24 protein-coding genes and 1 pseudogene are annotated in these 18,564 nt (G+C 58.9%); 2 read left to right on the top strand and 23 right to left on the bottom strand.

The genetic code is table 11. The annotated features are described in order from the left end of the window. From GGD53_RS14625 to GGD53_RS14565, 14 genes and pseudogenes are all read right to left on the bottom strand, one after another. A complete protein-coding gene (locus GGD53_RS14625; RefSeq protein ID WP_184457117.1) occupies nucleotides 1-438 on the bottom strand; it encodes a hypothetical protein in 438 nt (145 codons plus the stop codon). After that, nucleotides 438-698: a hypothetical protein gene (locus GGD53_RS14620; protein WP_184457115.1), complete on the bottom strand. Its 261-nt coding sequence runs from the start codon at nucleotides 696-698 to the stop codon at nucleotides 438-440. Before GGD53_RS14620 ends, GGD53_RS14625 begins: the two co-directional genes overlap by 1 nt. Beyond that, nucleotides 698-1,255 carry a hypothetical protein gene (locus GGD53_RS14615; protein WP_184457113.1) on the bottom strand — a complete coding sequence of 186 codons (558 nt, stop codon included), beginning with the start codon at nucleotides 1,253-1,255 and terminating at the stop codon, nucleotides 698-700. Before GGD53_RS14615 ends, GGD53_RS14620 begins: the two co-directional genes overlap by 1 nt. Further along, nucleotides 1,252-1,794 carry a hypothetical protein gene (locus tag GGD53_RS14610; protein WP_184457111.1) on the bottom strand — a complete coding sequence of 181 codons (543 nt, stop codon included), beginning with the start codon at nucleotides 1,792-1,794 and terminating at the stop codon, nucleotides 1,252-1,254. Before GGD53_RS14610 ends, GGD53_RS14615 begins: the two co-directional genes overlap by 4 nt. A 136-nt stretch (nucleotides 1,795-1,930) precedes the next feature. Beyond that, on the bottom strand, nucleotides 1,931-2,641 hold the full coding sequence (locus GGD53_RS14605; RefSeq protein WP_184457109.1) for a S1 family peptidase: 711 nt from the start codon (nucleotides 2,639-2,641) through the stop codon (nucleotides 1,931-1,933). A gap of 103 nt (nucleotides 2,642-2,744) precedes the next feature. After that, the gene (locus GGD53_RS31715; RefSeq protein WP_246717786.1) at nucleotides 2,745-2,999 is read right to left on the bottom strand and encodes a hypothetical protein; all 255 of its coding nucleotides are present in this window, start codon (nucleotides 2,997-2,999) and stop codon (nucleotides 2,745-2,747) included. 162 nt (nucleotides 3,000-3,161) lie between these two features. Next, nucleotides 3,162-3,643 (bottom strand): annotated as a pseudogene (locus tag GGD53_RS31710) (non-homologous end-joining DNA ligase); the annotation flags it as partial. Nucleotides 3,644-4,150: 507 nt separating this feature from the next. Next, nucleotides 4,151-5,545, bottom strand: a complete 1,395-nt coding sequence (locus GGD53_RS14595; protein ID WP_184457108.1) for an SGNH/GDSL hydrolase family protein — start codon at nucleotides 5,543-5,545, stop codon at nucleotides 4,151-4,153. Nucleotides 5,546-5,549: 4 nt separating this feature from the next. Continuing rightward, nucleotides 5,550-5,864: a hypothetical protein gene (locus tag GGD53_RS14590; RefSeq protein WP_184457106.1), complete on the bottom strand. Its 315-nt coding sequence runs from the start codon at nucleotides 5,862-5,864 to the stop codon at nucleotides 5,550-5,552. Nucleotides 5,865-5,909: 45 nt separating this feature from the next. After that, a complete protein-coding gene (locus GGD53_RS14585) occupies nucleotides 5,910-6,218 on the bottom strand; it encodes a hypothetical protein (protein WP_184457104.1) in 309 nt (102 codons plus the stop codon). Continuing rightward, nucleotides 6,215-6,391, bottom strand: coding sequence for an anaerobic dehydrogenase (locus GGD53_RS31705; protein ID WP_246717781.1), 177 nt, complete (start codon nucleotides 6,389-6,391; stop codon nucleotides 6,215-6,217). The genes GGD53_RS14585 and GGD53_RS31705 overlap by 4 nt, the downstream gene beginning before the upstream one ends. Nucleotides 6,392-6,437: 46 nt before the next feature. Beyond that, nucleotides 6,438-6,809, bottom strand: a complete 372-nt coding sequence (locus GGD53_RS14575; RefSeq protein WP_184457099.1) for a hypothetical protein — start codon at nucleotides 6,807-6,809, stop codon at nucleotides 6,438-6,440. Further along, nucleotides 6,806-7,402, bottom strand: coding sequence for a lysozyme (locus GGD53_RS14570; RefSeq protein WP_184457097.1), 597 nt, complete (start codon nucleotides 7,400-7,402; stop codon nucleotides 6,806-6,808). The genes GGD53_RS14575 and GGD53_RS14570 overlap by 4 nt, the downstream gene beginning before the upstream one ends. Next, nucleotides 7,389-7,640 (bottom strand): hypothetical protein, encoded by a 252-nt coding sequence (locus tag GGD53_RS14565; protein ID WP_184457095.1) that lies wholly within the window; start codon nucleotides 7,638-7,640, stop codon nucleotides 7,389-7,391. Before GGD53_RS14565 ends, GGD53_RS14570 begins: the two co-directional genes overlap by 14 nt. A gap of 94 nt (nucleotides 7,641-7,734) precedes the next feature. On the opposite strand from GGD53_RS14565, the gene GGD53_RS14560 reads away from it, so the two are divergent. Then, nucleotides 7,735-7,932, top strand: coding sequence for a hypothetical protein (locus GGD53_RS14560; protein WP_184457094.1), 198 nt, complete (start codon nucleotides 7,735-7,737; stop codon nucleotides 7,930-7,932). Here GGD53_RS14560 and GGD53_RS14555 read toward each other — a convergent pair. The 6 genes from GGD53_RS14555 to GGD53_RS14530 all read right to left on the bottom strand — a co-directional run bounded on the left by GGD53_RS14555 (nucleotide 7,929) and on the right by GGD53_RS14530 (nucleotide 16,418). Next, nucleotides 7,929-10,034, bottom strand: coding sequence for a right-handed parallel beta-helix repeat-containing protein (locus GGD53_RS14555; RefSeq protein ID WP_184457092.1), 2,106 nt, complete (start codon nucleotides 10,032-10,034; stop codon nucleotides 7,929-7,931). The genes GGD53_RS14560 and GGD53_RS14555 overlap by 4 nt on opposite strands. 61 nt (nucleotides 10,035-10,095) lie before the next feature. Then, nucleotides 10,096-12,144 carry a hypothetical protein gene (locus tag GGD53_RS14550; protein WP_184457090.1) on the bottom strand — a complete coding sequence of 683 codons (2,049 nt, stop codon included), beginning with the start codon at nucleotides 12,142-12,144 and terminating at the stop codon, nucleotides 10,096-10,098. An 8-nt stretch (nucleotides 12,145-12,152) separates the two neighbouring features. Next, nucleotides 12,153-12,554: a DUF6950 family protein gene (locus GGD53_RS14545; RefSeq protein ID WP_184457088.1), complete on the bottom strand. Its 402-nt coding sequence runs from the start codon at nucleotides 12,552-12,554 to the stop codon at nucleotides 12,153-12,155. Beyond that, entirely contained in the window at nucleotides 12,545-13,114 is a 570-nt protein-coding gene (locus tag GGD53_RS14540) for a hypothetical protein (RefSeq protein WP_210303212.1), read from the bottom strand. The genes GGD53_RS14545 and GGD53_RS14540 overlap by 10 nt, the downstream gene beginning before the upstream one ends. 21 nt (nucleotides 13,115-13,135) lie before the next feature. Then, a complete protein-coding gene (locus tag GGD53_RS14535) occupies nucleotides 13,136-13,846 on the bottom strand; it encodes a hypothetical protein (RefSeq protein WP_184457086.1) in 711 nt (236 codons plus the stop codon). Beyond that, complete coding sequence (locus GGD53_RS14530; RefSeq protein ID WP_184457084.1) at nucleotides 13,839-16,418, bottom strand: phage tail length tape measure family protein; 2,580 nt, start codon at nucleotides 16,416-16,418, stop codon at nucleotides 13,839-13,841. Before GGD53_RS14530 ends, GGD53_RS14535 begins: the two co-directional genes overlap by 8 nt. Nucleotides 16,419-16,444: 26 nt before the next feature. Between GGD53_RS14530 and GGD53_RS14525 the strand changes: the two genes are divergently transcribed. Further along, nucleotides 16,445-16,621, top strand: a complete 177-nt coding sequence (locus tag GGD53_RS14525; RefSeq protein ID WP_184457082.1) for a hypothetical protein — start codon at nucleotides 16,445-16,447, stop codon at nucleotides 16,619-16,621. Nucleotides 16,622-16,859: 238 nt separating this feature from the next. Here GGD53_RS14525 and GGD53_RS14520 read toward each other — a convergent pair whose 3' ends face one another. From GGD53_RS14520 to GGD53_RS14510, 3 genes are all read right to left on the bottom strand, one after another. Then, complete coding sequence (locus GGD53_RS14520) at nucleotides 16,860-17,195, bottom strand: gene transfer agent family protein (protein ID WP_184457080.1); 336 nt, start codon at nucleotides 17,193-17,195, stop codon at nucleotides 16,860-16,862. Further along, entirely contained in the window at nucleotides 17,195-17,641 is a 447-nt protein-coding gene (locus GGD53_RS14515) for a phage tail tube protein (protein WP_184457078.1), read from the bottom strand. Before GGD53_RS14515 ends, GGD53_RS14520 begins: the two co-directional genes overlap by 1 nt. A 77-nt stretch (nucleotides 17,642-17,718) precedes the next feature. Further along, nucleotides 17,719-18,537 carry a hypothetical protein gene (locus GGD53_RS14510; protein WP_184457077.1) on the bottom strand — a complete coding sequence of 273 codons (819 nt, stop codon included), beginning with the start codon at nucleotides 18,535-18,537 and terminating at the stop codon, nucleotides 17,719-17,721. Nucleotides 18,538-18,564 lie beyond the last annotated feature (27 nt).

Genomic DNA, 18,564 nt, shown 5'->3' with positions numbered 1-18,564 from the left:
CTACCCTCCAATAATCGCTTGCGGCTCAGCCTGCTTCACTTCGGATCCGCCTCGCTGGCCGCCCTCTTCGGCAAAGCCTGCCGCATCGCCGTCCATTGTCATGCCGACGCCAGTGCCGTTGGCCTCGGCGGTGTCAAGCGCGTTCTGCAGACTGTTCGCCTGCTGGGCGGAATACGGCAGCTTGTAGAAGCGCGGCTCCGGCTTGCCGTCGAGTAGGACATAGATTGCCTCGTCGACATCGATGCGCGCGCCAAGCACGGTGTAGTGGCCTTTGGCGGGCTGCCATGGCGCAGCGTGGCCGAGCGTGATGAATGCTGCGGGTGCGGTTGCCAGTGCGACAAGCAGGAAGGCGACGGCTTGCCGCTTGTTATTTGCTGTCCAGCAAATAATGCCGGCGGCCAGCACGAAGGCTAGCCATAGGGTGATGGCGGGGGTCATTAGCGGCGCGCCTTGAGGATTTTTGCTTGCGGGTCGATTCCAGACGACTTGAGAGCTTTCCGAAATAGCCATCCGAGTGCGAAAAGAAATCCGATGATCAGGTTGATTGGCCCGAGTATCGCCATCACCGAGAAGAATCCGACGTCTGTCAGATCGACGTCCATAGGGAATGACCCACGACGCCAGAAGAACTCGACACTAAGTGCGGAGCCAGCCGCGCCAATGCCAAGCCAAATTGCTACTGCGATCACTATTTCCATCACCCCTCTCCTCTCTTCATCTGCTTGAACACACTCGACGCCGAACCAGGCACGACCTGCCCGCCAGCCATACGAAACCGGATCGCCGTCCGCTCCTGCTTGTCCTTGAGTAGGTCGACCGTGGCGCGCCATACGACGCCACCTTCGGCCAGCCGCACCTCGACGGACACTGGCACCGGCACCTTTGCGCAGCCGAAGCAGCGAACGTTGATGGCATACTCGCCATCAGGCAGGCCGCGTGTGAAGGCGGATTCCGCGTTCAAAGGTGTATCGTCATTCGCGGTGCCCAGATCGTCGCGAAGAAGACTCCAAACGCGATCGGAGCGATGGCTGTAGCCGACGGCTAGATCATCGCCATACTGGACCCACAAGTCGACGTCAGTGCTGCCAGCTGGCCAGGCGATGCTGGCGACGAGGTTGCCGGGCAGCTGGGCGGGATCATCTTTGGCCGCCGGATTGATTGCCGAAAGAACGATGAGAACAAGCGCACCGAGGACAGCATTTAGGCACAGAAGAACGTCTCTGAAGCCTATTGAAGTTGCCTTGCCGCTGCTCATTCCGCGATATCCTCGGCGTATATCGCGGCAGCCGTCTTCAGCATTCGGCCATTCTGGATCGTCCAGAGAGCGAGAACGCATCCGACAATGGTTGCACCGAACGCTGTGCCCGTCCCAGCCATGAGATGAGCAGCATTCGCCATAACTCCGTCACTGGACTTCATCGCAGATATGTCGACATGCCTGAAGGCCATGAAAAACCCTATGGCGTTGCCGATCAGGCCGATGAGGACGAGGCCCTCGATGACGTCGACAACATGTTCGATGCGGATAGCAAGCAACCTTGCGCCCTTGGCCAAGGCGCGCCGCTCGCCGGCGACCCAAATTCTCTTCTTGGAGAGCGCCGTCGAAAGCCTATCGACTTCGATGATGCGCGCTGTTGTCGAATACAGGCCGAAGATGAACAATGCCGTGATGACGTAGCTTATGTGCGCTGCGTCGGCGAGGAATGCCATCTGGACGAAGCCCAGGACCGCCGCCCACACCATGACCGAAATCCAGCAGACATTGGCGACAATGTATCTCGAGAGGGCCGTCATATGGTTGCCTCCCTCATTGACGCGAACAGCGCGCAAAAGAACACCATGAACAATGTTCCGCCGCGCATGTCGGCATTTGAAAACGCAACAGATAGAAGCCCGCACGTTACAGTGAAAAAGGTGAAGAGCGCCCGCATCACGAAGCCCTCCGCGCCAGCAGATCGCAAACAACCGAAGCCGGAACCACGAAGCCGAAGCCGGTCATGGTCGGCGTGTAGGTGTCGGCGCCGGCTGCATCCTTGCCGGACTTGAGCGGCGCAAGAGTAACGCCGACATTGATGCCGACCACGCGGCCGTCATTTGCAAAGATGCCGCCACCTGATTGTCCCATGACCGTGGTCATGTCAGTTACGACAACGCTCTTCCAGTTGCCTAGCTGGCGGCCAGCACCGGCAACTCTGCCGAACGACGCGATGAACTCCATGCCAAGCGGATTGCCGACGGCCTGGATCTGCTCGCCGAATCGCGGCTCACGGCAATCAAGCTCGCTGGAACCGGCGACGTTGCCGTCGGTGTGGATCAGCGCGATGTCGTAGTCTTTGTTGACCCAGAGCACTGTCGCATCGCTCTCGATGCCGGCATTGGTCTTGATCTTGACCGTCTTGGCGTCGTCGATGACGTGTGCCGCCGTCACGATATTGCCGCCGCCGATGTGGACGCCGGAGCCGAGGCCATTGCCGACGGAAATCTTGATGGACGAATCTTCGGATGTGGTCGCCGGCGCCTGGACGATCGTATTGGTGACCGTGGTATAGACCGGCTGGCTCGGCACGGCGAGCGCGACGACACCGAACATGGTGATTGCGAATGTCAGAACGGCTACGGCCGCATATCTGTAGAATCTCATCTGCGCCTCCTCTGTGGTGAATGGGAAGCAGAGGCTTGGTGGACCTCAGCAAGATCACTTTCATGTAAACATACAAATTTGTCAACGAATGTGGCGCAGGAACCTAAAATTCATAGATGGCAGAATTATCCGCTGGATCCCGCAGACCCTTATATGACGGATGCCGTAGCTTGCCGTCATGCGTCCAGGATCGATACTCGATCTCGGCGACCAGAGTGGGCTTAATCCATATCAGGTTCTTGCGCCGGCCAGTGTACCTAACCGCTGGCGCTGACACCTTCATCTTGTCCATGGTTGCACGCAGCTGCATTGCCTGGTCTGCCTTAAAGCCCGTCCCGACCGATCCGACGTAGACCAATTTCCCGTCCTTTCGCGCCGCAAGCAGCAGCGCGCCGATATTTCCGAACGCCGAGCTAGATTTCTGATAGCCAATGATGGCAAAGCCGTCGCTCTGGATGCATTTGATCTTCAGCCAGTCGCCGTACCTACCGCCGCGATAGGTGCTGTTCCGATCCTTGGCGATGATGCCTTCAAGCCCATGCTCGCAGGCGATGCGCAGAAGCGTTTCACCGTCCGCTTCGATCTCCTCGGAGAGGCGAATAGCTTCCTCCCCGCCGGGCGGCACTATCCCCTCGAGGAGATGGCGCCGGCGAGATAGAGGACATCGAAGACCATTAAGACCGACTCCAACGATATCCGCTTTCCGCCCTTGCCACCGAGCGACTGCTGAAGCTTGCCGAAATCCGACCGGCCCAGTTCGTCAAACACGACGGCCTCACCGTCCAGTATCGCCGTCGAAACAGGAAGACGCTTTGCCTGGGCGGCGATGGCGGGAAAACGGTCCGTCCAGTTATGGCCGCCGCGCGTCAGAATGCGGACGCCGCCAGGTTCAATGTGGATGGCCAGGCGGTAGCCGTCCCATTTTACTTCATATGCCCATTGCGGACCTTTCGGCGGCCGCGGCTTGAGGAGCGCGAGACAAGGAGCGACGCGCGCCGGCATGGGGTCGAGAAGCAGTTGAGATTGGGCGGGATCGCGCCGCCGGCGGCGCCGGCGGCGGAGTGGTGCATCCGCGTCACCCAGCAAGTGCTGGGAAGGCTTGCGAGGCGGCTTTGTCATGCCGCCATGACATCAGCAACACCTTAAAAAGCAATTGACCCAGAATGATTATTGACTAATCGACAGACAGGAACATAAAGAGAACATAACTGGATGACGGCCTTGCGCAGATTTCTGGAAATAAATGGATGGTCGCCCGGCTATCTCTATGTGGCTCCGCACCACGTGACGATCTTGGCAAGGTGCGATGCTTGCGGAGCAGAGCGCGAGTTCGATCGGCAGAGTGTGCCTGCGAGGTTAGATTTCGCACTTATCCCCGAGATTGAGGCGCGACTGAAGTGCACGGCGTGCGGCGCCAAGGCTGGCCGCCTACGGTTCGGCAGTTATCTGGAATCCTGAAATGAAAAAAGCCGCCTCACCGGTTAAGGCGAGGCGGCTGGATGATGGGCGTTACGCTGGCGCGGACCAGTGCAAGAGAGTGCGCGGATCGGACACCTTACGCAACTCGACTTCGCCGCACTTGACGATCGGCGTACCGGCCACATTGGCGTCAAAGCGAATTTCCAACCGCCAACGAACGTTAGGAGCAGCGTCAGCGATTTGGAACGCAGGCGTTTCGAGATAACCAGCGCGCGCGAGTGCGGCCCATTTTTCGTTGGCTGAACCGCTGTTAAACGGCTCCATCGCGTAAGCCGACATCGAGGTTGAGCCCTGATCATTCAGAAGCAACGAAACCCCGGTAAATCCTGCATAGTTGTTCGTCTCAACCTTGCAGCGGGCTTGGAACCACTCGCCAGCCACGGCACCCGTCAGGGCCGTGTTAGCTGCGTTGGTGCGGAAGTAAAATAGGTCTTCCGCCGTACCCGCCGGCGTGAATGTCATGACCTCATATTCACCGAGACCATCCGATCTCGCTTCCTTTGATGCAACGACCGACGATCCTCCTGATGAGCGCTCGACCCGCATTCCATTCGCAACTGAACCTGTAGCGCCAGTACCGAGCGTCCCGGTCGTGCCGAGGCAGAGCGGATTCGTCAACACGTTGCCCAGCGGGTTGTTCGTGGCGTCGAACAAGTCATCAGGATATGCCGTGAAGTTCTGTGCGGCTGGCAAAATCGTAGCGAGAAACTGGACCAAACCATATCCGACCGATTCCCCACCCTTCGGGTTAAAGTGGATGGAGTCTGGGGAATAGCCGCTCTTCGGTTCACCGTAGGTTGAGGCTAAATCAGCCCAATACAGGTTCCAGTCAAAGAAATAACAATTCTTCTTGGTGCGGCAAAACTCGCGCGTCTTGCGATTAATCCAATGTGCCTTCGCCCTTTCTGGACCGCCCCCAGTCCATGAACCCACGCCGCGCGCAAGTATGGGCATGAGGATGACGATTTTTCCGAAAGACAGGTAGTAGCTTGCAAGCGCCTCGCGAGCGGCTTGGATGCTTTCTTTCGTTTGGGGCCCCATGTCATTGGTGCCGTCATCGATAATGATGATGTCGCAATCAACTTTGGTAGCGAGATACGCTTTGCGCGCTTCGATCTGCGCATAGGTCTGGCCGCTGACACCTGCATTGAGGCCCTGAAAATAGCGCGTCGCGCCACCTACTCCTGAAGGCTCCCAACCGACATAAACAGTGCTATCCCACCAAATCGGGCAGGAGAATAGGCGGCCAGCATAGAAGCGCGCCCAAGACAACCAGCCGCGTGACCAGTGGGAGATCTTCGGGCTAAATGTGCCGTTCTCATTATGCTGCACGAGGGACGTGCCGATGACGCCAAGCCGGTAACCTCGCGCCGGTATGGAAATGGGCGCCTGATTTGGCACCCTACCAAGTTGCAGAGTCGACATATGGTTATGCCTCCACCCACTGGAATTTGTCGCCCGGCTCGGCGTAGACGTCGTAGTCAGTCGCGGCCGGAACAAGGAAGCGCTTGCCGGTCGTCGCGTCCGGCGTCGGGCCGACCGATACCCAGGAATCGGCGGCGGCGCGGATGCGGAACATTGCCTGACCGGAGCCGGCGCTTTCGGTCGGAGCGACGTTGGTGGACGTCACGCCGCTGGTCGGTGCCTCGCTCCATGCGATCTTGCCGAGGATGGCCTGGGATTTGTCTCGAGCGAACAGAGAGCCGGGATAACCGCAAACGACATGAAGGCCTGAAAAAGCCATGGGTAGTCTCCTGAAATGTGGTGTTGGTCGGCTGGTTCGCCGTGATTAGCCGCGCGTGGCGCGCCGCTGTGGTGGGTTTTCGTAGAGACGATCGAGGCGCTCGTGAACGCCGTCGATCCTGTTGCCGACGCCTTCGATGGCACGCAGCAATTGTGCGGTCTGCTCGGCTTGACTGGTCTTTGTCGCAAATATTTCCGCGCTGTGCAGCCGATGGGCCGCCAAGTCCGCGCCGACTTTGTCGGCCTTGTCCTCGGCGACCTTCACCTTGGCCTCGACGCGCGCCCACACGCGCCAGCCGGCGCCGGTGAGCATGACGAAGAAGCCGACGACGGCCATGATTTCTGCTCCGGTCATGGCTTTGCCTCCAGGCGCGCGTCGCGGTCGGCATAGAAATCGCGCAGCGCCAGGTGGCGCCGCAAGCACGACAGAAGCCGCTCGCGATCGGCGGTCCACAGGCGCTCCAGCTGGGCCTGCGTCAACGCCTTGTCACCCAGATCCACCGGGCCTTTGCAACGCTCGATCAACATGCTGTCTGGCTTCCGCAGCACCGGCGGAGCCGGAGGCACTACCAGTCTATCGGACCTTGTTAATGCGCTGCACGCCGGGAGCACCGAGAGCAGTGCGGCCAGCATCAGGATCTTGGCTAGCTTCACGCTGCAATTCCTCGATTTGAGATTGAAGGTCTTCGTTGGCGGCCTGCATCTCGGCGATGCGTTCCGCCTCACGTGCCTTGGCGGCATTGTTGGCGGCCACCTGCCGCTCGGTCTCGGCGTTGGCTGCGTCAGATGCGGCCTGCTTGAGCTCGGCGATTTCGGCCTTGTATTTCAGGCTGGCCGCGTCATAGCCGTTGTTGTAGATGGTCGAGACTCCCCACCAGACGGCGAGCGCGAGCAGGACCACGGCAATGCCGTAGCCAACCCATTTATTTGCGAGCGCCCCGATCATTGCGACAGCCCCGACACGCAGATCTCAGCCTCGCCGGCACGCTGGGCGTCACCCATCTCGCGCCGCTTTACGAGGCCCTGCACGACACGGCCGCCGGCCTTGTTCCAAGCCGTCTGCGCCTCGCATGCCTCGCGATAGCGGCCCTGCACCGCCAGGCGCGCGGCTGTCGAATTGACCATGCCTGACACACCGAAGTTAAAGGCGCCGGAGATCATCGCGGCCTGCACGCCGATCGGGAACCGGGTGAAGCCCTTGATCTGCTTCGTCAGCGGCTCGTAATAGTCGCGCTTCACGCGCGCCTCGAGGATGGCCTCGCACTCGTCGGTCGTGAAGGTCATGCCGGGCTTGACCGGCTTGCCGTCGATCTGCGTCTCGCCGTGGCAGATGTCCCAGATCTTGGCGTAAGGATCCCAGTGTGATTTCAGCACCAGGCCTTCCCACGGCTTGATCAGCGTTTCCGTTGCTAGGATGACGGCGGCCGGCCGCGCCGGCTCGGCGAAATACGACTGGCCGGCGGCCAGCACGGCCGCGAACATGGCAGCAGCAATGGCAGCCTTGCCGCGCTTCGTCGCGACAATCTTATTGATCGGCAACTGGTGCCTCCTTGTTTTGGATGAGCAGGCGCGCGACCCATGCGCCGCCGAGCAACGCGAGCGTCAGCCACCACGGCAGGTAGTCAGAGACGACCGGCACGACATTGAGGATGACGTCGGCCGCGGCGGCGAGCTCGATAAGGCGGAGCGACCAGGCCTTTTTGTAGACCGCGGCCGCATCGGGGATGAGCACGCGCGCGACAGCGTCACGCGCGCCTGAGAAAAGCGTGCGAAGCATGGTTGGCTCCGGTGGTGTTTGGGGTTTATTACGCCTTGCCGTTGAACGTTTTTGCGTCTACTATCAACCCTAACTACAAGGATAGAAGAGCGCGATGAAACGCAAACTATTGGCCCCGCTCATTGGCGCGGCCGGCTTAGGCATTATCGCCAACGCCGAGATGTTTGAACTGACAGAACACAAGTTCTTGTACGCCTTTGAGACGATGGGAGGCTGCATAATCGTGCTTCTCGCAGTCTGCATCCATGCCGCCCAGGCTGGCCTGTCCGACTTCGAACGCCGCAGCCCTTAGCCGGTCGTCCAGGCCGTACCAGTATCGCCGTAGGTGTTCCGTGCATAGGTGACATCGGTCGTCATCGCATCCACTGTCGGCGTTGTCCCGGATGACCAGTTGTCGGCGATATAGACCTTGTATGTGGTTGACGTCGTGCAGCGGATGTGGCTGCCGCCGGTGAAGAAGTTCTCGAGCACTTTCAACCCGTTGACCTTCTGAATGCTGAACTGGCGAAAATCGGCGTTGGCGTTGTTGTTGCCGCCGAAAACATTCTCCTTGAAGGTGACGAGGTGGCTGACATTGTCGCCGATATCTAGGATCGCGGCGCGGCCAGACACGGCGTCACGGCCGTTGTCCTCAAACCAGTTACGCAGGATGTTAAGACCATTCTGCTTGTCGTACATGATGCCGTTGCCGCTGCCGCCTTGGATGAGGTTTTCGCGGATATTGACCTGGTTGCCCGAGAACGAAGTGTTGCCGGTGACTCGAATTCCCGCCGTCGCGCAGTTCTCGATCCAGTTGTTCTCGATGGTAATCTGGTTCGGGCCGGAAAGGGTATTGTTACTGTCAAGCCAGAATCCGTATGTGAAGCCGTTGATCGAAGCTTCCACTGGACCATCGATCCGGTTCACACGGATGATGCCATCCAGGCAGTCCTGAAGATGGACGGCGAACTGCTGACGTCCAGCAAACCAGCAATCCTGAACGACGAACTGCAGCGCGCGGTTCATGAAGATCGCACCGCTGTTTGCCGCTCTCGTGCTTGCGGTCGAGAGGAAGCGCAGGCCTTCGACGCGGTTGGACCGCATCAGCGCTGTGCTACTATCACTGTTCTCGAATGAGAAGCCATAGCCCTCGTGGGCAACGATGATGCAGGTATCGGTGTGCGAGCCGCCGCCCTTAATCTTGATGCCATGCTTGTTGATGGCGATCGGGCTGGCCAGATAATACCGGCCCTTCGCATCCACGGTGAGCGAGCCGCCGAAGATGGCGTTGTCATTGCTTGCCGTCTGCCTGACGATATCGGCGATTGCCGCGTTGAAGGCTGCCGTGTCGTCCGTGCCATAGGTGACGGTCTTAGTGACGGCGGAGATGGCCGTCGATGCGTTGGCTGCGAGCGTGATCTGCGTCGCGCTGGTGCGGGACAGGATCGTTGAATAGAGCGTCGCGCCGCTGGTGCCAGCTCCTTCGACCGCGATTGACTTGCCGACATCCGTTGTCTGGAAGTTCGCACCGGTCACGGTGAGTGCTGCAGATCCTGACGCGATCGTCACGGCAGCGCGGATGATGACGGCATCACCCTTGGCGCCGAAATCTTTTACCCTTCGGTCCAGGCTTCCTGCCGCCGCGCCGCCAATGTCGGAAAGAACCTGCGTCGGCGTCCTAGTCTCGTAGCCGGTGAGGTCCGCCTTTACGCGGATGTAGTTCAGCGCAACGGGCGTCGGCAAGGTGACCGAAGCCGCTGCGGCTTCGGCCGCAGCTTGGGCCGCCTCTGCATCAGCCGCAGCCGCCTCGGCCGCTGCAACGATAGATGCGGACACTTGGTCGCTGATTAGCTGAAAGACGGAACCGGAGACATATCCGAACAACCTCATGCCGGCGACTAAGCCGCCCGAGACGACATTGTTGCCGGAGTTAGTCTTGATCGTCAGGGCAGATCCGCCATTAAAGGCGATCGTAACTGGCGAGCCGGTGTTGGCCTCGAATACATTGACGATAACCAAGGCGCTTTCCGAAATCGGAAGATCGCTTGTCGCCTGGATCGCGTTGGGCGTGCCGGCTCCGGTGTCGAGCGCCTCGATGAACGAATATGGGAGATCGCCTATTCGAGTCCAACTGCCAGTGCCGGATGCGCCGCTCTTGCGGTATACACCATTATTTGCCGCGGTCGCGTCGCTCATGACCCAAGCCATGGTATTGGCGGCCTTGCTTAGGTCGGCGTCTAGCTCAGCCTTCGTAGCGTATATCGCGCCAGCATTGGCGGAGATCGCGGTAATGAACGACTCAAGCCAGGAGCCCCAGGCGCGAGCTTCTGACTTCTTTACCTTTTTGGCCCCAGATGATGGAACGCCAGAGGTGTTGTAATCATCGAAGACTACTGCGGCTGTAGGTGCTGGCATTCAATTCTCCATGTGTGGAAGTGTTCGCGCAAGGCGACTTAACGCATCACGGCTTTTATTGTCAGGTGACGGTAAATGCGCCAGTTGCTTGCGGGGTAGCCGCTACACCGGATGCGTTTATGGCCTCAATGAAGCCATATTTGATTCCCGCCGTTAGGCCGGTGATGACGCGACTGTCCGCGGAACTAGGCGATCCGTATTCAGGGGGAGCCACGTAGGTCGCTCCGACGAACGTGTTGCTTGTGTTCCAATAGCAACGAGCCGCTGCATAGTTGGCGCTATTCGGCGCCGTCCAATTGAACGTAACCTGCCCTGCACCGCCGGTAGCGGATGCACCGGTGACGACGCCAGGCGGGTTTGAATCTGCCGTGGATGTTCTGATTTCATAATCAGTCCAATCAGAACTTGCGCCGCCTGACCACGTTCTCAACCTGAACTTATACTGCACACCATCGGCGAGATACCCAGAGCGAACCTGTGTCTCGCCGGCCGTGGATACGACTGACTGAGGTCCGGTGGATCCAGACGTTTTTTCCCACTCGAGCTCGTATGTAAGCGACGCAGAGACAAAATCCCAGGTGGCCAAGGCATATGCGGCAGACGATCCGCCGGAGACTACTTCCGTCTGGATTACAACATCGAAATTAACGGGAACCGGTGCACTTGATGGTGGAATGATGATAATGGATGAGCCAGGGTCACCCTCTTCTGTCGCGGCGTTGAAATCATACAGCCCCGATGGCACAACAATACCACTAAAGGTCACAGTCATATCCCGAAGAGAAACCGTCACCTTCGACGTGATCTCGATTACGGCGTCGGAAAGTTTTGGCGCGTATTGGATGCGCACGAACCGATGATAGGCAACATCGTTATCTGGGTCATAGTGAGCGGTGATACTGACCCGTGCGCCATTGCGGCGAATGTATGCGAGTTTCTGCAGGCGCTGGATATGGTTGTGTGTTTGCACCGCGACATTATCGACTGTCGCTGTTCTTTCTGTGTCTTCGCCGACATATGGATTGCCATAGATCGCAGCGTCGTTGGTGTTGTAGAGGTCGCTCGGGTCAGTAAACCGACCACGGACAGCCAGAACAGTCGTCGCAGGATCCACATTGGCGTTAAGACCAAATGAGATGATCTCGTCTCGCGTCAATGTAATTGACGGCGCCACATATTCGCCAGCGTGAACGCCAATCAGGCCATCGGCACGCTCATAGACGACAAGTTCTGCGGCCTGATCTAGCGTCTTGCCTACTTCGATAGGGTCGCTGTTGGCACGAAACCACATGCCGCCGTAATACCGGCTCTCTGTGCCGCCGCTCTTGTTTGTTACGGTTTGGTCGCAAACATTGGCCGCGTTGATCCAGTCGGGAAGATACATGTCGTCGAGCGACAACTTGCCACCATATGGACTGGTCAGGTGCCAAAGGCGCATGATGGCAAGATTTTTTGTGAATGCAGTCGTGCCGGTGCGGGGATCGTACAGCAGCATTCCGTCCATAACGGCCGAATGCTCCGGCATCTGGTTTGGGTATACCTTCAGGTAATCCTTGGACGGCGCGGTGTAGCAGCGCAGCCGCACAGACGCCAAACCATCTCCGCGATGATTTGAGCTCCATATCGTCGAAAATGTCGAGGCTATATCAGAATATGCAGTCTCGGCAGGGAGACCAATCCTGGATGTGATTTGTACGTATGCATTGCCATCATCATTGAAATGCCCTGGAGACACGACATTGCCGGAGCCATCCAGCGTCACCGCCTCATCATGCAGATAATGCTTTACATATCCCTGGATTCGATGGCCTGCGTGGACGAGAATGTGGTACGCAATTCCGTTCTTTTCCTCAAGGAACACGTAGTCGCCGGCCTTCTTGACGCGACCCAGCACTATGGGTAGCGATGGAACCGACTGTTTGAGATTGTATGTGCCGTCTTCTGGCTTGGGTACGGACGGCCTGGGAGTGAGCGCTCGAGACAGAAGTGTGGCACCTGCCGCAAGGCCGCCGTAAAGAAGCGCCGCAGTGCCGAGGTAAAGCACATTCGCGGCAGCAACCGTCGTTGCCGCCGACGATACGATCAGCGGGATCAGCTCAAGACCAGTCATGAAAATTCCTAAATGGACCAGATCGCCAGAGGCCTCGCCGCCATGCTGCCGATGCGATTGGTGAAGCGCACCAGCCAGCGGCTGCCGTCGAAAATGGCGCCGAACTGCCGTTCCGGATTATTTGGAGAACCGATGACGCCGACAGCGCCACACACAGGCACCGCCAGAGCGCGAGCGTTGATACGTGCTGCCGCGGCTTCCATTAGCGGCACACAGCCGCCGGCGGCCCTGACAATGGCTAGGTATTCGGCCTCGCTGGCGAACGCCCCGCGCCAGTTTTCGACCGGATCGCGATGACCAAGCCAGATCGCCCAAGCGGCCGGAAACAGCATGCAGTTCAGCGTCGCCGGATCCCAGTTCTTTCGTTCCTGGGCGGCCAAAAACGACAAGAGCGCCGAATCTAGCCCCACTGCGGCCATCTGACTGTTTTGTCCTTCAGGCCAGGGATGCGCTCGCAGAATTTATCATCAGCCGCGGATGGGTTCAGAATCTTCGCCCTGGCGCGCTGGTCGACATCCGACAGCACGGCGCCGTTGGTCACCGAGCGCAGCGTAAATCGGTTCGCGATATCCACCTGGATCGTCGAATTGATCCCCTTATCGCTGGCGCTATCAACGAAGTTGAGGTTGGAAATGGTGCCGGTGAATTTAACGATGGGCGAGCCGGTTGGTTGGTCGTAGTCGTCGCATTTCTGAAGCAAGATGCGAAACCGTGAGCCAACGATGCTACCGGCCTGATAGTCGGCCCAAATCGCGTTGCTCTCCGCCTCCCTGATGCCAGAAAGCACCAGCGACAACGTGAACGCCTCGGCATTGATTGCCGCCTCGATCTGCGCCAGCGCGTCCTCCGTAAGCACGCAGGCGCGATAGACATCACCGTTGGAATCGATTAGCGGGCCGCCGGAGCCATCCCAAAAACGAAGCGTGCCAGATGGAAGCTCCACCTGGCACAAAACACGAAGACTGGCCAAACCGTCCTCCAATCAATGATGCTAAATCAGCGAATTCCAGTAATCAGTCGCCTCGACGAAGCTGACGTTTGGCCGCGTGCCCTTGGTGATCGCATCCTGCGTGATGTCCATGCCGCGGTCTTCGGCCAGATGGCAAAGGCAGGTCGGCCGGTCGAAATTCAGATCGGCGCCATCCGGAATGAGCTCCCGCACGCTTGGCGAGATCGACACAGTCCATGTATCGCCGTCGATCTCGGTAACGGGGCCGGTCTCGTAGAGCGCGTTGTTGTAGCTGAAGCGCACGCCGACCAGATCGGCCTCAGCCTTGATGATGCGTAGCTTGATCGATGTGGCGGCCAGTGGCGTCACGCCGACGGACACAACCGAAATAGCGTTCTGCTCGTATTCGGTGTCATCGCCAAATGTCGTGTCGTCGCTATGCGTCGCCTCTGTCGTCGGCTCGAAATGGCCGGAAGCGTAAGGCGCCGATAGCGATGATGGGACGCGCACGACAACCAGTCCGGAACGTCCGCCCAGCTTCTGCCGGATCGCCTGCCAGGTCTTCCACTGATCGCGATAGCGGTTCTGAACGACGACACCGGTATAATCTATCGCCCAATAACCCAGATCCGTGCGGATGACCGGCTCGACGCCGCCAAGGGATCTGCCGCCGCTTCTCGTGAAAGCGACGACATTGGCCTGCACCTGCTGCGGTGTCAGCAGGCAGAATGGCCATTCGACGACATCAACCATTTCTGTAATCTCCGCCAGCGCTGTCGTTCTGATATTTCGCCATGGTCGGAACCACCTGCTGGTTAGCGGCGCTCAAGATGCGCGGGCTGGCCGCGGTCACCGTGTCTTGGCTGACGCTCTTCACGTAGGCTCGCAGGCCGCCGGTGTCGTCGACGGAAACGCCGACCTGGATCTGCGTCTTGCCTCCACCGCTTGTTTTCGTGCCGCGCGGCAGGACAACCTCGCCACGCTGAAGGATGGCAGGCACTTCGCCAGGCTGCAGGCCCGCGACGCCACCGGTGTGGTAGCGCTTGGCACCAGCGAACGTAGAAGGCGACACGGCGCGCCCGTGGCCATATCCATCCGAACCGGCGACGCCGCCGGAATGGAGGATGCCGGGAATAATCATGCCGCCGAGGAGGCCGCCACCGCCGCCGCCAAACAATCCACCGCCGCCCGCCCCACCAAAGATGGCGTTGAGCGAAACATCGATCAGCTTGTCGACGACCTTGTCGAGGGCGCCCGCCAGCGCTTCCGCCGCAGACTTGCCGCTGCGCAGATCGCTGATGAAGCCGCCGACGACGTCCCGGCCCAGGTCGCGGAACTCTTCTGCCGATTTTTTCAGCCGCTCCTGAGAAACCTTCAGACCTTCGCTGGCCGAAGACGCTTTAGCATAGTTCGTTGACAGCGTGTCGATGCTCGCGGCTAGCTCTGGTGTGATCGTGATGCCGGCCTGCTGCGCCTCAGAGAGGAGCTGCTGCTGGATCTTCGCCTTCTCGACCGCGAAGCCATAATCGTTGATCAGCGGATTGAGCCGCGCCTGAGCCGCGTACTCGGCATTCAGGACGTCGATGCGCTTCTGAATGTCGTCAACGCTGCCCTGAAAAATCTGATCCGGCGTTTTCTTACTGCCGAGACCAGCATCGTTCATCGAGATGCCGGTGCCCGAGAGGTAAGCCTCAGCCTCCTCCTTGCGACGGCCCGGGTTTGAACTCAGCGCCGCAATGGCCTTCGCCACCTTCTCCGGCCCGCCGCCATCCTGGATGGCCTTAACGACCGCATCGGGCAGCGAACCGTAATTGTAGGCAATCGACGTCAGCGCCGCCTGCTGAGCCTCGGAAAGGCTCTTCCAGGTGTCGATGCCGATGGCCTTCTGAATGCCGTCTTGGAACTCCATGATGCGGCGAGAAAGGTCTCGCTGCGCGTCATCAAGCGTGACGACCGTATCCTTGGTTACTTCTTCGATCTGGCCGTTGGCGCGTGTGGCCGTGTCCGAGCCGAATCCGACGCGGTAATGGTTCGTGTCCCATTTCGCGTTGGTGATGAAGCCCTCAAAAGAACGGATCATCCGCGCGGCGGCTGACTTTCCGACTTCGTCGAGCTGAGCCTCATCGATGTCGTACTGGCGCGCCTCTTCTCTGTTCATGAACCGGCCGCCGCCGGAATACACAGGAGGAACAGTGCCCAACGGGCTTTTGTTGATCTGATTTTGGAGCGTCTGATAGTTCTTGGCATATTCAAGAACCTGGTTCGTCGCCTCCGCCATCGCCGGGATAAGATCGGTTTTGATCTTGCCGGCAATCGTCGAGATTGCGTCTCCACCCTGCGCGCCGAGGCCTAGAGCCTGCGAAGTAAGTGTGGCAAATGCTTCCTTCGCTTGCTGCCCGGTGAGGTTAAGAGTCTTCAGGCGCTTCTGCGTTTCCTCAAGAGCATCCTGCAGAGGCAGAGATTCGTTCGCCGACAAACGCAGCTGCTTAGCCAGTTCCCTGATATTCTCAGGGATGCCTTTCATACCCTCGATGCGCTCCATCTCCAGCGAAAATTCGCGGAAATCAGGAACGTCTTTCTTGAGCAGCGACAGCGCCCTCTGAAAGTCGCGAACGGTCTGCGTCGCGCCATGGAAGTCGTCGATCGGCACGCTCAGAAGATCGCCGGCGAGATCCTTGCTGGCCGCGGCGATGGCCTTTTGCAGGCTGCCAAATTCATCCTTGAGCTTCTGCAGCTCAATCTTCTGCACCGACGCCGAATAACCCTCGACGCTGGCCTTGGCGACGCCCCATGCCTTGTCGAAAGACTGGATGAGCTCGGCGTGCGCCTTCAACAGCTTTTCAGCGTCCGGCACATCAGATTTCAGCGTCGAGAAATACTGCACCGCTGCGCCGGCGAGGCCGATAAGCGCAAACGATGCCAGCGAGATCGGGCTGACCATCGCTGAGAACGCGCCGCCGAGCGTCTTCACGATGCTGCCAAGACCGCCGCCGGTAGACGACAGCGCCTGCGACACCTGGCTGCCCTGCTGCATCATAACCTGGAAAGGTGACGCACCGCCGGCAAGCGAGGTCGCGATATCGTTGAGCTGGAATGACAGGTTCTGCACCGCGGCGCGCTGGGCGCCGAGCGATGCCTCTACCCTCTTGCCGGATCCAACGAAGCTGTTGGCAGCGTTGTCGTTTGCCCTCTTGAATTTCGTCTCGATCTCTGTTGCAGTTTGGCCAGCACGCTTTGCGATCGCCGCGAGCTGCTTCTCTGACTGCTTCTGCGTGAATTCGATGGAGACGAGCAGCCGCGCGAGATCTTCAGTGGTTGCCGCCATCTTGGCTCCAATTTATGAGGGGAAATATGGATGCCGCAGCAAGATCACTTGTGATCGCTACATGCTTGGTGATGTTGGCCGCCGTTGGATATCTTGCGATCGGAGAATACCGGTCGAAATATTCCAGCGGCGCGCAAACAAAGGCGCTCATCGAACGGAACCAAGAAACAAGGCAGCGGTTCGACAACGCCTTTGGTCGCTAAAATCCTTCAATGCCAAGGTTTGCCAACTGCTCGTCACCCATCGCGGGCGGCAGCGCCTCTTCAGTCTGGTGCGCCTTGCGATAGCCTTCGGTGCAGGCGGCGAACTCCCAGAGCGTGCAGTCGTCGACATCGCGCGGCGTGAAGCCGATTACGGCGCCAGCGGCATAGTAAGACGACCACTTGGTTTTGCCATTTGGCAGCGGGTTAGGATCGGTCTTGCCGTCACCTGCCCCGCTTCCTACTCCCCCGGCTCACCGCTTGGCTGGTCGTCAGTTTCCCACATGATGAACCGGCGCAGGATGTCTGCGGCCGGAACAGCGAGCGCATACGGGCTGGCAATATCGAGCGCCGAGTCCAGAACCTTCTGGGCGTCACGCTCCTGCATGCCGCCGCCGATAAGGCCAAGGCGGATCGGCTGGATAACATCATCGATCTTGAACTGCGAAGACAGCAACCGCATCAGCACAACGGCGCATCCTGCGTCGCTGCGCTGCTCGATGGCGCGCAGCTCGCCGATGCCGAGGCGGAAAGAATGCTCTCCGCCCGGCCATACGATCTGTTCTGCTCCGCGCATTAGGGCTTCATCGTCCGTGTGGGGATGCCGTCAAATTCGATCGACAGTTCAGCCGTAACCTTCGTGCCGCGCTCCGCCTGGTTGTTGATCGAGACGAGATAGGCATTGCCGGTCTCGTATTCGGTGTCGCCAACGGCAGCGTTCACATGATGGATGCGGATACTCTTGGTCTGGCCCGACTCCCACCAGTCAAGCAGGATCTCGTGGCTCTGTGCAGCCCAAACGCCGGAGGCGGAGATCGTCGCTTCGGACGACTGAACCGCGCGCCCTACCTGGGCGGGCAAGGACTCGTCGTCACACGATGGGACTTCAGAAGTCGCCATGTTGTGCTGGCGATTGATGCCTCTAGAAGTGAGGCCGCAGATTCGCGAATAGACGCCGCTGCCGTTGGTCGTCTCCACTTCGAGGACCATCTGATGGAAGTTAGCAGTTGTCGCATACGCCATTTGGTTTTCCTTTCATGGCAAAGAAAAACCGCCGGTGGTGCGGCGGTTCGCTAGTGCGTTTGTTTGGATCGAGAGCATCAAGCCACCAGTTGGAATTTGGCGCCCTTGCTCATGTTTTCAGAGCCCCACAGTGGCTGCAGGTTGCTCAAGCACCACGCCATCTTAAACTGGAGGCACTCTGGTGTGCTGTACTCAAATGATGCCAGAGGACGAATGTGATCGATATGCCAATCACCGTAATTGTCCCAAGACATACCTTCAGTGAATTGCCGCTCAAGGTGATCCTTGAGCTCATCGACGGTATAGCCAAGGATGTCGAAAGTCCTCTTTCCGGCCTTTAGGCTTCCGCCTATCGCCCGACGAACCGCTGCCCGCATAGTCCACTCAAGGTGTCCTTTTGGGGTTGACCTTTTGGCGTCGTTATATCGTTTTGCGGAGGCTCGCACTTTGTCGCGGTTATCGACTACCCACGTCTTTGAGCGCTCCGCTCCAGCCTTTTTGGCGCAGGGCTTGCACAACACCTGGCTTGCGTGCTTGCGCTCAAAACCATCTCCGCACCCTTCACAGGATACAATGAATCCAATGATCGTGCGCGGTCTACGGGTGGCGTCCTGATGGCGACCGCGCTCACGGCGAACGATTACCTTGCACTCTTCGCAAAATTTGTGAGTGGCTCTGCCATTGCACTCGCCCTCAACACCGCATCGCTCACAAAGATACCGGCGAGGTGGGCTCTTGTTATCAGCACGATAAGCTGCGTCAGAGGCCATCTTGCGTGCATTCTTGCAGCTATCGCAATATAGGCGCCTTCGACTACGCGTCTCGACCACCGCATCACAATCGGCGCAATTGATACTGAGAACGCTCATCGGAGCGCGCTTCTTGACTTCATCCATGCGATAATCCCCAAAGCCAATGACTAT

It is taken from the genome of Rhizobium aethiopicum (assembly GCF_014197535.1).
Taxonomy (GTDB): domain Bacteria; phylum Pseudomonadota; class Alphaproteobacteria; order Rhizobiales; family Rhizobiaceae; genus Rhizobium; species Rhizobium aethiopicum_A.
Note: the sequence above shows the minus strand (reverse complement) of the source record. Positions and strands in the feature narration are given on the sequence as shown.